Source organism: Umezawaea sp. NPDC059074 (assembly GCF_042738955.1).
Taxonomy (GTDB): Bacteria; Actinomycetota; Actinomycetes; order Mycobacteriales; family Pseudonocardiaceae; genus Umezawaea.
Window position 1 is genome coordinate 13738 of record NZ_JBHYHC010000028.1, and the last position, 12248, is coordinate 25985.

Genomic DNA, 12248 nt, shown 5'->3' on the forward strand with positions numbered 1-12248 from the left:
GCCCAGTGGACCTCTTCTCCCTGCGCGGGCGGACCGCGCTGGTGACCGGCGCGCGCGGCGGGATCGGCCGGGCCGTCGCGCTCGGGCTGGCCGAGGCGGGCGCGAACCTGGTGCTGCTCGGGCGTACCGCGGACTTCGGGGACGTGCCGGACGCCGTCGTGGCCACGGTCGTCGTGGACCTGGCCGACCCGTCGGCGATCGAGCCCGCGCTGGCCCCGGTGCTCGCCGAGCACCGGATCGACGTGCTGGTGAACAACGCCGGGACGATCCACCGCGAGCCCGCGGCGGACGTGTCGCTGGCGGACTGGCGGCGGATCCTGGCGGTCAACCTGGACTCGGTGTTCGAGCTGAGCAGGCTGGTCGGGGGCCGGATGCTGGACGGCGGCGGGAAGATCGTGAACATCGCGTCGCTGCTCAGCTTCCAGGGCGGGGTCACGGTTCCGGCGTACGCGGCGAGCAAGCACGCGGTCGCGGGCCTGACCAAGGCGCTGGCCAACGAGTGGGCACCGCACAATGTGCAGGTGAACGCGATCGCTCCCGGCTACATCGCCACCGACAACACGGCCGACCTCCGCGCCGACCCCGACCGCGAGCCCGCCATCCGCGGCCGCATCCCCGCCGGGCGGTGGGGTTCGCCGTCCGACCTGGTCGGCGCGGCGGTGTTCCTCAGCTCGCGCGCGTCGGACTACGTCAACGGGCACGTGCTCGTGGTCGACGGCGGGTGGATGGGCCGGTGACCGACACGGCGGTGGAGAAGACGCTGGCCGTGCTGGAGGCGCTGGCCGACCACTCGCGGATCACCGACATCGCGCGGGTGACAGGGCTGCCCAAGTCGACCGTGCACCGGCTGCTCCAGGCGATGGTGGACCGGGGGTTCGCCGCCGTGCGGTCCGACGGCGGCTACCTGGCCGGGCCGAAGGTGCTGGTGATGGCCGGGAAGGTGCTGCGGCCCGTGGACACCGTGGAACGGGCCCGGCCGGCGCTGCGGGCGTTGCGCGAGGAGTCGTCGTGCACGGTCCACATGGCGATGGTCGTCGGCGACGAGCTGGTCTACGTGGACAAGGTGGAGGCGGACAAGCCGTACCGGATGCCGTCGCGGCTGGGGATGAGCCTGTCGGTGCACTGCTCGGCCATCGGCAAGGCCGTGCTGGGCTCGATGGGCCCGGTCGAGTCCGACGCCATGGTCGCGCGCCTCCGCCTGGTCGGCCGCACCCCGAACACGATCACCACCGAGGACCGCCTGCGCGCCGAGGTGGCCGAGGTGCGCCGCACCGGCTACGGCTTCGACGACGAGGAGAACGAGGTCGGCATCCGCTGCGTCGGCGCCGCGATCCGCGACCACACGGGCGCGGTCGTCGGCGGCATCTCCGCCTCCACGCTCGCCATGGAGCACACGATGGCCCAGCTGACCGCCCTCGGCCCCCGCGTGCTGAGCGCGGCGAACACCGTGTCGACGGCGCTGGGGTACGTGGAGTGAGCGGCTGATTACGAAGACGTCTTTGTTGCCACCCGATCGGGCGTAAGCCCTGTGGTGCGCGTAACGAGCCGATTAGGCGGTTCGACGGCGTATCCAAGGCTCCATTCGCACTAGTTCGGGGTGTGCACCATGGGACTTGTCGCAGTCGAACAGGAATCGATCTCGCCGATAGCGGGCACGCCTGATTGCGTGCCTTTGTCACTCGAACACCTTCGGCCGTACACCTCCGTCATGGTGCTCGAGTGCACCGGAGAAGATCCCGCCGTCGACTTCTCCAAACTCATGCACTACCTCCGAAGCATCCACAACCGCCGGAGAGGAGCGCTGAGCGTGACACTGGTCGCCAGCGGAACTTCCCCCACGCCGCTACCCGAAGATCTCGCCGTGGACGACCTGGACGGTTTCATCCGACGAATCGCCACGTCTCCCAGCTGGATCCTGGACAGCAGCGGCATTCAAGATTCGAACTACTACCTCACCCTGGCAGTTCGGCGACGCAGGTTGATCGCCCTGCACACCGAGCCCTCTCTCCGGGACCACGTGAAGCGATGGATCACCAAACCTCCACGCCCACCCCTGCGCAAACTCCCTCCGGCGGTTTTCGAGGCAGGACTGCTCCAAGGCGAAGCCAAGGGATTGCTCCTGCGGGGAACGCACAGCAGGCGCACCACTCGACCGGACAGCAAGAACCTCAGCGGTCTCCGCCTCCAGGACGCGCTCAACGCCCTGGAGGACTCGTCCTTCGCCTTGTCCTCCGGTCGAGCCGCGTTCCCGGAGGGCACCGCTTACCCGAGCCTGACCGGCACGGTCAGCACCACGCCTGGCAGTTCACAGGTCTGGCACAAACCGAACCGGGTGTTCACCGAGTTCATCGCCACCGTGTGCGACGTGCTCGACCTCTTGGAGAGCCTCCTCTCGGAGGACGACCTCCCCGCGAGCGCGTTTCCCCAACTGGCCCGTCCTACGACGGACCTGGCCGAACTCCAAGGGCCCTACGAGGTGGTGCCCTTGGCCCCGGAGGACATCGTGGGAACGCCTGATTTCGACCCGGACAGGTACAACGCGGCAGTGCTGCTGGATCGCGCGATGTTGACGGTCCACCCCGGAAGAACCCCGACGTGCTTCTCGTTGGACGTCGGGTTCAACGACTCGGCCAGCGGCACTTTGACATGCAAACTCGTCGCACGGGACGACTCGTTGGCCTTGTCCTTCGGCTACGGGAAGAACATCACCGACCACCGGGCTGTCGAGCGCATCTTCCACGCTCTCAACGATCATCCCGATCTGCTCACGGTCTACTTCGAGTCCGGACACACGTATGTCGAGGGCCAGGTGTGGCAACGCGAAACGCGAGTGGCGCGATTCCCGAACTGGGAGTTCGAGGACTTCTCCGTCTACGCGATCAAGACTGAAAAACCCGGAGGAAAGTCCGCCCAGGCGATCCACGACGCCATCGGGGTTTCCGGTGACGACTCCCTGTTCGCCTGGGTGGTCGCTCACTACTCGACGGGCTGGCTGACCTGTGACGACGGTCCCGGTGAGATCGCGGATTTCCTGCACCTGTCCGACGAGGGGGTGCTGACAGCCATCCACGTCAAGGCCGCGAAGTCCCTCTCTCCCCGCGGCATAGCCGCCACCGCCTACGAAGTGGTGTCGAGCCAGGCCACGAAGAACTTGGTGTTCGCCGATACCGCACGGTTGAAGGAGCGTCTCCTGAACGCTCCGGCGAAGTCACCTGCCACATGGGTGGACGGGACTCGATGCGCCGACCGTTCGGAGTTCATCGACATGCTGGACGCGCGGAGAGCGCAGGACGAGTTCCGAGTGGTGATCGTGCAACCGCAGGTCGCCGAGAACCTGTACAGCAAGATATCCGACTCGAGCCGCAAGGTGGATCGGAACACGTTGCAGCTGTACCGGCTCGAAACGCTGCTCAACGGCGCTCGTGGCTCGATCGTGGCGATGGGCGGCGATCTGACGGTGATCGGACGTCGGGGCTAGCCCCGGTGCAGGGCAGTGACCATGGCGTCGATGGCGATGCGCGGCTTCACGTTCATCTCCAGCGCCTCCCGGCAGGCCAGCACGGCCTCCAGGCGGCGCAGGGTCGACTCCGGGGTCCAGTTCTCGGCCGCGGTGCGGGCGTCGTTGGCGCGGTCGGGGTGGTTGAGCCTGGCCTGGGAGCCGGTGGCGGTGACCAGGACGTCGCGGTAGAAGCCCGCCAAGTCCACCAGGGCCGTGTCGTAGGAGTCGCGCTGGGTCCTGGTGGCGCGGGACTTCTGGCGCTTCTCCAGGTCCTTCATCGCGCCCTTGGCGCCGCGGGTGGCGGCCGCCGTGCCCTTGCCGGTGCCGCCCGCGCCCATCGCGGTCTCCAACGCCGACCGCTCGTCCTCGTTGCGCTCCTCGTTGGCCGTCGTGGCGTCGCCCTCGGCGGCGGCCACGAGCTGGTCGGCGCAGGTGTAGACGTCCTGGGCGCGGCGCACGGCCAGCGGGATGCGCAGCACCGACTCGCGGCGGGTGCGGACCTGCTCGTCGGTCGCCAGCCTGCGGGCGCGGCCGACGTGGCCCGCGCACACCGACGCCGCCCAGCGGGCCATGTCGGCGGGCACGCCGTCGCGGTGCCGCAGCACGTCCGCGATGGCGTCCGGGCGCGGCGAGCCGAGCGGCACGATGCGGCAGCGGGAGCGGATGGTGACCGAGACGTCCTCGGGGTGGTCCGACGGGGCGCAGAGCAGGAACACCGTGCGGTCCGGGGGTTCCTCCACGGCCTTGAGCAGCGCGTTCGCCGCGCCCTCGGTGAGGCGGTCGGCGTCCTCGATGATGACGACCTGCCAGCGGCCGCCCGTGGGGCGGCGGGCGGCGGCCTGCACCAGCGCGCGCATCTCGGCCACGGAGATCGACAGGCCCTCGGGGGCCACGAAGCGGACGTCGGCGTGGGTCTCGGCGACCGTGGTGTGGCAGCCGGGGCAGTCGCCGCAGCCGGGGCGGTCGTCGACCGTCGTGCACTCCAGCGCCGCGGCGAACGCCTTGGCCGTGTCCGACCGGCCGGAGCCGGGCGGGCCGGTGAACAGCCAGGCGTGGGTCATCGCGCCCGGCGCGGGCGTGCCCCCCGCCACGATCAGCGCGGCCGCCTCGGCCGCCGCGCTCAACACCTCCACCGCGGCGGGCTGGCCGACGACGTCGGCCCACACGCTCGAGTTCACGTCGTCTCCACAACGGGCTGGGTCTCGGGGACGGGGACGCGACGGCGTTCCGCGAAGAGCGGGAGCACCGCGGCGCGCACGCGCTCGGACACCTCGGCCTCGGTGCCGTCCGCGTCGACCACCACGTAGCGGTCCGGGTCGGCCGAGGCCATCTCGGTGAGCAGGCGCTGCACGCGCCAATGGTGCTCGATGTTGTCGATGGCCCGCGTCCGGGGCTTGCCGAACACGGTCTCGTTCAGCGCGTCGACCGGCATCGTCACCGGTGAGCGGTCCAGCAGGATCGTCACGTCCGGGCGCAGCCTGCCGGTGGCCCAGTCGACCAGGCCCTCCACCTCGGCGGGCTGGACGCTGCCCACGGCGCTGAAGTGGGCCAGCGGGCTGTCCACGTACCGCTCCATCACGACCAGCGCGCCGTTGTCCAGCGCGGGCCGGACCTCGCGCTCGACCACGTCCGCGCGGACGGCGGCGGCGACCAGGGCGTGGGCGCGGACGCCCGCCAGGTCGACGCTGGACAGCATGCTGCGCAGCCTGCGCTCGTCGAGTTCCGGGTCGCTGGCCAGCAGGACGTCGTGGCCGGCGGCGCGCAACGCCTCGGCGAGCATCCGGGCCTGGACGCCGGTGTCGCGGCGGGTGTCGCCCTCGACGGTGATGAGCAGGCCCGTCGACGACTTCGACTTGCCGCGGATGGCCGCGAACAGCTCCGAGAGGATCGGCTCGATCCGCCGGTTGTCCATCTGCCGGTAGGCGATCAGGCCCACCACGGCCGCCAGGACACCCGCGCCGAACATGACGGGCCGGGTGCCGTCGACGTTCATCGGGTGGTTGAACAGGGTGATCGTGCGGGGCTTCAGCACGGTGACCAGCAGCGGCGTCACGACGGTCGACAGGCCCAGGATGATCTTCATCAGGGACTGGACCAGCGCGACCATCCGGCCGCGCATCTCGTCCTCGACCTGCGAGCCGATGATCGTGAGACCGGTCAGGAACGCGATGCCCGCGCACGCGCCGACCATCGCCACGGCGAGCAGCGCGATCCACAGGTGCGGGGCCAGCGCGACGATCACCAGGCTCAGGCCCGCGCAGACGATCGTGAGGCCGAACAGCCGGTTGTACGTCAGGCGGCGGGCGAACCGCGGCGCGAGGGCCATGCCGCTGGCCAGGCCGATGAACACGGCGATGAACAGCAGGGCGAACGCGCTGTCGCCGCCCAGCAGGCTCAGCGCGTACAGCTTGGCGCAGCCGATCACGGCACCGGCCGCGGCGAACGCGCCGATCATGCCGATGACCAGGCCGCGCACCAGCGGGGTCCGCCACGCGTAGCGCAGGCCGTCCCGCATCATCGCGAGGAAGCCGAGCTTGTCCTCGGCCTCCTCCTGCTTCTTCTTCGCCGACGTGGCCCGGCCGGACAGCTCCGGGATGCGGGTCGCGACCAGCACCGCGGACGTGATGTAGAGCAGGCCGTTGACGACCACCGCGATGATGGCCACCCGGAACACGACGTTGTCGCTGGTCAGGTGCAGGTAGCCGGGGATGCCGGAGATCAGCGCGTACAGGCCGAACCCGCTGATCGTGGAGATGCCGTAGGTCATCACCAGGCCGAGCTGGTTCGCCGACTCCACCTGGTCCGGCCTGCGCAGCAGGTTCGGGACCGCGGACTCCTTGGCCGGGATCCACAGCATCGCGCAGCAGCCGACGAGGAAGTTGGCGATGAACAGCCACCACGCCGCGCCGACGAACGCGATGGACAGGAACAGCCCGCCGCGGGCCAGGTCGCACGCGACCATGACCTTGCGCCGGTCGAACCGGTCCGCCAGCACGCCGCCGAGCGGCGCGAACAGGATGCCCGGCAGCAGCTGCGTGAGGACGACCGCGCTGAGCGCGAAGCCCTCCCAGCCGTAGCCCTCGGCGAGCTTGGTCACCAGGCCCGTGAGGGCGAGCAGTGACAACCAGTCGCCGACGCTGCACAGGTACGTGACGCCCCACAGCCGCCGGAACGGCCGGATCGCCAGCACGCTGCGCAACCTGTGGGTCGCCGAAGCCGCGCCGGTCGCGCCCGGATCGAGCTGACCTGCGTTGTCGCTGTCCTGGATGTTGTCCACCCCCTGTAGGCCACCCACCGATCAGCCTAACCGCGGCCGACCCGGTCGGTGCGCACAGTCAGCGGATTGAGTCCAAGACCGCCTCGACCACCTGGCGGATGACGTTGAAGAACACCGATCCGAGGATCAGCAGCGCGAACAGGCAACCACCGAACGCGCCGCCCCGCGACTTGCGGGGCGCCTGCTGCGGCTGCTGCTGCGGACGCACCCCCTGCGGGTGCGCCAGCGGGGTCGGGGCCACCGGCGCCTGGTACTGCACGCGGTGGCTGCTGACCTGCATCTGCGGCGGCAACGGCTGCCGGGCGCGCACCGGGCGCACGCGCTGCTCGCGCAGCACCGCGTCCCGGATCGCCTGCCTCGCCAGCTCCGGGTCCGGCAGCACCGGCACGTACACCGGCAGCAGCGGCCCGGCCTGCTTCGGCCGGTAGAGGGTCTCCCCCGTGACCAGGCCCGCCACGGCGTCCGGGTACAGGGGAGGTGGCGGCGGGGCCTGAGTCCCGTCGGGTCCGAACGCTCGTGGTCCAGGCACCGCCACCCCCTACGTCGTCAGCTCTTGGTCTTGGCGGGCGCCTTCTTGCGCGGCGCCGCCGGCTTCTTCGCCGCGGGCTTCTTCTTGGTGACCGGGCCCTTGGCGCGCTTCTCCGCCAGCAGCTCGGACGCGCGCTCGTCGGTGAGGCCCTCGACGGTGTCGCTCTTGCGCAGCGACCCGTTGGTCTCGCCGTCGGTCACGTACGGGCCGAAGCGGCCGTCCTTGACCACCATCGGCTTGCCGGACACCGGGTCGTTGCCCAGTTCCTTCAGCGGCGGGGCGCTGGTGGCCGACCGGCCGCGCTTCTTCGGCTCGGAGTAGATCTTCAGCGCCTCGTCCAGCGTGACCGTGAACAGCTGGTCCTCGCTGGTCAGCGAGCGCGAGTCCGTGCCCTTCTTCAGGTACGGCCCGTAGCGCCCGTTCTGCGCGGTGATCTCGGCCCCGGTCTCCGGGTCCTTGCCGACGACCCGCGGGAGCGACAGCAGCTTGAGCGCGTCGTCCAGGGTCACGGTGTCCAGCGCCATGTCCTTGAACAGCGACCCCGTGCGCGGCTTCGGCGCCTTCTTGGCCGCCTTCTCGTCCGCGGGCTCGGGCAGGACCTCGGTCACGTACGGACCGAAGCGGCCTTCCTTCGCCAGGATCTCGTTGCCGCTGACCGGGTCGACGCCGAGCGAACGGCCTTCCTGGGGGGTCGAGAACAGCTTCTCGGCCAGTTCCAGGGTCAGCTCGTCCGGCGGCATGTCGTCGGGCAGGTTGGCGCGCTGCGCGGTCGGCTCGCCGTTGTCGCCGATCACCTCGCGCTCCAGGTACGGCCCGTAGCGGCCGACCCGGACCACGACGGGCCGGTCCTCGTCGTCCTTGAACAGCGCGATCGAGTTCACCAGGCGGGCGTCGATCTCCTCGACGCTCGACCCGACGAGCTTCTTCAGGCCGCCGGAACGGCCGATGGAGCTCTCCGGGCCGACGCTGCCGCCGAAGTAGAAGCCGGACAGCCACGTCGTGCGCTGCTGGCGACCGGCGGCGATGCCGTCCAGCTCGTCCTCGAGCGCGGCGGTGAAGTCGTAGTCCACCAGGCGGCCGAAGTGCTGCTCCAGCAGCCCGACCACCGCGAAGGCGACCCACGAGGGCACCAGCGCGGAGCCCTTCTTCCACACGTAGCCGCGGTCCTGGACGGTGCTGATGATCGACGCGTACGTCGACGGGCGACCGATCCCCAGCTCTTCCATCGTCTTGATCAGGCTGGCCTCGGTGAAGCGCGAGGGCGGGCTGGTCGAGTGGCCGTCGGCGGTCAGGTCCGCGGCCGTGACGGCCTGGTCCTTGACCAGCTGCGGCAGCCGCGACTCGGCGTCGTCCGACTCGCCACCGGCCTCGGCGTCGACCGTCTCCACGTACGCCTTGAGGAACCCGGCGAACGTGATCGTGCGGCCCGACGCGGAGAACGTGCACTCCTCGCCGGTCGTCGCGTTGCCGACGATCCGCACCGACGTCGTGTTGCCGCGGGCGTCGTTCATCTGGGACGCGATCGTGCGCTGCCAGATCATCTCGTAGAGCTTGAACTCGTCCGCGTCCAGCTCGCGGGCGACCTCGCCGGGGGTCCGGAAGACCTCGCCGGCGGGGCGGATCGCCTCGTGCGCCTCCTGCGCGTTCTTGACCTTGCGGGTGTACTGCCTCGGCTGGGCCGCGACGTACTCCGCGCCGTAGAGCTGGGTCGCCTGCGTGCGGGCCGCCGTGATGGCGGTCTCCGACAGCGTCGTGCTGTCGGTTCGCATGTAGGTGATGTAGCCGTTCTCGTACAGCTTCTGCGCCGTGCGCATCGTCCGGTCCGCGGTGAAGCGGAGCTTGCGGCCCGCCTCCTGCTGGATCGTCGACGTCATGAACGGCGCGTACGGCTTCCGCGTGTACGGCTTCTCCTCGACGCTGGCCACGGTCAGCGGCACGTCGGCCAGGCCCGCGGCCAACGCGCGGGCCTCGGCCTCGTTGAGCAGCCGCACCTCGGACCCGGCCTTGAGCTTGCCGTCCGACCCGAAGTCGCGGCCGAGCGCCAGCCGGGCGCCGTCGACGGCGACCATGCGCGCGCCGAACGTGCGCGGCGTCGCCTCGGCGCCCGCGTCCATCGTGGCCGAGATGTCCCAGTACGAGGAGGAGACGAACTTCATCCGCTCCCGCTCGCGCTCCACCACGATCCGGGTCGCCACCGACTGCACGCGGCCCGCCGAGAGCTTCGGCATGACCTTCTTCCACAGCACGGGGCTGACCTCGTAGCCGTAGAGGCGGTCGAGGATGCGGCGGGTCTCCTGCGCGTCGACCAGGTCCTGGTCGAGGTCGCGCGGGTTGGCCGCCGCCGCGAGGATCGCGGGCTCGGTGATCTCGTGGAAGACCATCCGGCGGACCGGGATCTTCGGCTTGAGCGTGTCCAGCAGGTGCCACGCGATGGCTTCGCCCTCGCGGTCACCGTCTGTCGCGAGGTAGAGCTCGTCGACGCCCTTGAGCAGTTCCTTCAACTCCGCGACGGTCGACTTCTTGTCCGGCGTCACGACGTAGAGGGGCTCGAAGTCGTGGTCGACGTCCACCCCGAGGCGCGCCCACGGCTGACCCTTGTACTTCGCGGGCACGTCGGCGGCACCACGCGGGAGGTCGCGGATGTGCCCCTTGGACGACTCCACGACGAAGTTGCTGCCGAGGTACGACGCGATCTTGCGCGCCTTGGCGGGCGACTCGACGATCACCAATCGGCGATTGCCGTCACCCGTAGCCCCGGAGCCGTTTTTCGTCCGTGTCGATCCAGCCACGCTGTCCCGCTCTCTTCCAAACCCTGTGCTTCGACCCGCCAGTGTGCACTGTCGACCAGCCCCGCTGAGCGGGCCTGGTGCGGACAGGGTGACACAACCGCCCTCTATCGCCCGTTGGGAGGACCCGGCGAACCGGTCGGCCAGTCCACTTCCGCCACCCCGTCCGGCGGCTCCCCGACCAGTTCCGCGAGCCTCGCGAGCCTGCGCCTGCCGATCACCCGGAGCACCGGTCCGCCGTCGGGCCCGGCCGCGAGCGTCGACGGCAATCCGGAGCTGATCAAGGCCGCACGCAGGGGTTCGTGCGTTTCCGGGGCCTCCGGGTCGAGCCCCAGCGCGTACGCCGAGTCGAGCCGTCCGCCCGACACCAGGGCCCAGAACCGGAGCACCGCCCCGTCCAGTTCGAACTCCGACGGCACCGCCTTGGCCGCGCCCCCGCGAAGCCAGTCGGCGGCCAAACGGGTGAGATCCGCGCGAAACGCCGTGCGGACCAGCGCGCCGCTCTCCTCCACGGGTGCGATCTCGGCCACCACGCCCCGCCGGGCGCACTCGCCGGCGAGCGCGGAGGCCCGCCCTCGGGTCGGGACGACGACCGACACGCGGGCCGCCGTGCCCCGCCCGAAGCCCATCGCCTGGCCGGGCCCGCACAGCAGGCCCGCCAGGTCCCCAACCCCCGGTTGGCGCGCCTCGGCGGAGTAGAAGGACAGTTGCCCCACACGCGGAGCGTAGAACACCTGTTCGACCTGTGTCAGCTGCCGAACGCCGCGCGGGCGTTCACACCCGCGCGGCGCCGGACGCGGATCAGGAGGTCGGCGTGGAGGACGTCGACCCGGTCGCGCCGTCGATGGCCTTGCAGTTCGGGGCCTTCTTCTCGGCCTCGGCCAGGTTCGAGCGGACGAGGACGCCGTCGAAGTCCTCCCCGACCTTCGCCACGGCCTGCATGTCCGTCGCGACCTGCGTGAACGCGGCGGCGATCGACGCCGGGTCCTGCGGGTTCGCGGCCTCGACGCCGGTCTTGGCCTTGTCGAGAGCGGTCTTGAGCTGCCCGAAGATGTCCGCAGCGCTGCCAGCCAGCTTCTCGGAGTCCGGGTGCGGACCCTTCTTCAGGTCGTTGAGCTTCTTGATCGCGCCGTCCACCGCCGTGGAGCCCTCGCCGAGCCACGCGGCGAACTGCGTCTGCATCTTCGCCGGGTCGGTCTGGTCGAGCGTCGGCTCGGTGGAGAGCGTCTTGATGACGTCGAGGCTCGCGCCGCAGACCTGGTCGATCCACGCCACGGTCTCGTCGCCACCGGCGGCGGCCTTGGACGAGGACGAGGACGTGCCGCTGCTGGTCGAGCCGGTGCCGGTGCCGGAGGCCGTGCCCGCGGTCTGGCTGCCGCACGCGGTCAGGGCAAGGACGGCGGTGGCGAAGACGCCGACCACGGCGAGGCGGTGCCTCATGAGCAACTCCCAGTTCAAATCGAGTCGAGCGGAGATGAGGGGGGAACCTACTCCCCCGCTGGTCCACTCGGATGCGGTTTTGCGCCGTTCGGCGTCTCGTGCCCGAATCGAGATCCGTGCTCAGGACGTGGTCGTGGGGGCGGCCGCGGGTTCGCGGAGCGCCTGGCACTTCGGCGCCTTCTCGGCCGCCGCCAGCAGTTCGGGGCTGGTCTGCAGGTCCTTCAGCGGCTCGGCGAACTCGGTGAGCTTCGCGATGGCTTCACCGGCGGCCTGGAGGCCGCCGCTGGGATCGGCCGCGTCGGCCTGCTCCACCTTCGCTTTCGCGTCGGTGAACACCTTCGTTACCCCGTCGTAGGCGTCGGCCATCTTGGCGACCTGCTCGTCGCCCCCCGCGACCGGCGACGGCCCGACGGCCCGCAGGTCGGCGGCGGACTTCCCGAACGCGTCCGCGAGCTGCCCCATGTAGGCGCTCATGTCGGCCTTGAGCTTGACCGGGTCGGTCGCGTCGAGCTTGGGCGGGGACTTGGCCATCGCGGTGAACCCGGACGCCGCCGCGCACACCTTGTCCACGTACGCGACCGCCGGGTCGGCGGTCGGCGCGGACGACGACGGGCCGGTCGAACCACCGCCGCCCGACGTGCACCCGGCGACGAGCGCCGAGGCGGCGAGCAGCGCGGCGAGGCTGAGCCTCATGTCCAACAACTCCCTGGATCGGGT

General features: G+C 70.7%; 10 protein-coding genes. 3 read left to right on the plus strand and 7 right to left on the minus strand.

The annotated features are described in order from the left end of the window. Positions 1 to 5: 5 nt before the first annotated feature. The 3 genes from ACFWW9_RS15355 (at position 6) to ACFWW9_RS15365 (ending at position 3478) form a co-directional block, all read left to right on the plus strand. Positions 6 to 737, plus strand: a complete 732-nt coding sequence (locus ACFWW9_RS15355; RefSeq protein ID WP_390376942.1) for an SDR family oxidoreductase — start codon at positions 6 to 8, stop codon at positions 735 to 737. After that, positions 734 to 1477, plus strand: coding sequence for an IclR family transcriptional regulator (locus ACFWW9_RS15360; RefSeq protein WP_390376945.1), 744 nt, complete (start codon positions 734 to 736; stop codon positions 1475 to 1477). Before ACFWW9_RS15355 ends, ACFWW9_RS15360 begins: the two co-directional genes overlap by 4 nt. A gap of 330 nt (positions 1478 to 1807) precedes the next feature. Then, positions 1808 to 3478: a hypothetical protein gene (locus ACFWW9_RS15365; protein ID WP_390376948.1), complete on the plus strand. Its 1671-nt coding sequence runs from the start codon at positions 1808 to 1810 to the stop codon at positions 3476 to 3478. Here the strand turns inward: ACFWW9_RS15365 and ACFWW9_RS15370 are convergent. From ACFWW9_RS15370 to ACFWW9_RS15400, 7 genes are all read right to left on the minus strand, one after another. After that, the gene (locus ACFWW9_RS15370) at positions 3475 to 4677 is read right to left on the minus strand and encodes a DNA polymerase III subunit delta' (RefSeq protein ID WP_390376951.1); all 1203 of its coding nucleotides are present in this window, start codon (positions 4675 to 4677) and stop codon (positions 3475 to 3477) included. The genes ACFWW9_RS15365 and ACFWW9_RS15370 overlap by 4 nt on opposite strands. Continuing rightward, complete coding sequence (locus ACFWW9_RS15375; RefSeq protein ID WP_390376954.1) at positions 4674 to 6776, minus strand: bifunctional MFS transporter/dTMP kinase; 2103 nt, start codon at positions 6774 to 6776, stop codon at positions 4674 to 4676. The genes ACFWW9_RS15370 and ACFWW9_RS15375 overlap by 4 nt, the downstream gene beginning before the upstream one ends. A gap of 58 nt (positions 6777 to 6834) precedes the next feature. Continuing rightward, complete coding sequence (locus ACFWW9_RS15380) at positions 6835 to 7305, minus strand: hypothetical protein (RefSeq protein WP_390376957.1); 471 nt, start codon at positions 7303 to 7305, stop codon at positions 6835 to 6837. 17 nt (positions 7306 to 7322) lie between these two features. Then, on the minus strand, positions 7323 to 10094 hold the full coding sequence (gene topA, locus ACFWW9_RS15385) for a type I DNA topoisomerase (RefSeq protein WP_390376960.1): 2772 nt from the start codon (positions 10092 to 10094) through the stop codon (positions 7323 to 7325). Between the two features lie 104 nt (positions 10095 to 10198). Beyond that, the gene (locus ACFWW9_RS15390) at positions 10199 to 10807 is read right to left on the minus strand and encodes a hypothetical protein (protein ID WP_390376963.1); all 609 of its coding nucleotides are present in this window, start codon (positions 10805 to 10807) and stop codon (positions 10199 to 10201) included. Positions 10808 to 10892: 85 nt separating this feature from the next. Next, on the minus strand, positions 10893 to 11531 hold the full coding sequence (locus tag ACFWW9_RS15395; RefSeq protein WP_390376966.1) for a hypothetical protein: 639 nt from the start codon (positions 11529 to 11531) through the stop codon (positions 10893 to 10895). Positions 11532 to 11651: 120 nt separating this feature from the next. Beyond that, a complete protein-coding gene (locus ACFWW9_RS15400) occupies positions 11652 to 12224 on the minus strand; it encodes a hypothetical protein (RefSeq protein ID WP_390376969.1) in 573 nt (190 codons plus the stop codon). Positions 12225 to 12248: the final 24 nt, after the last annotated feature.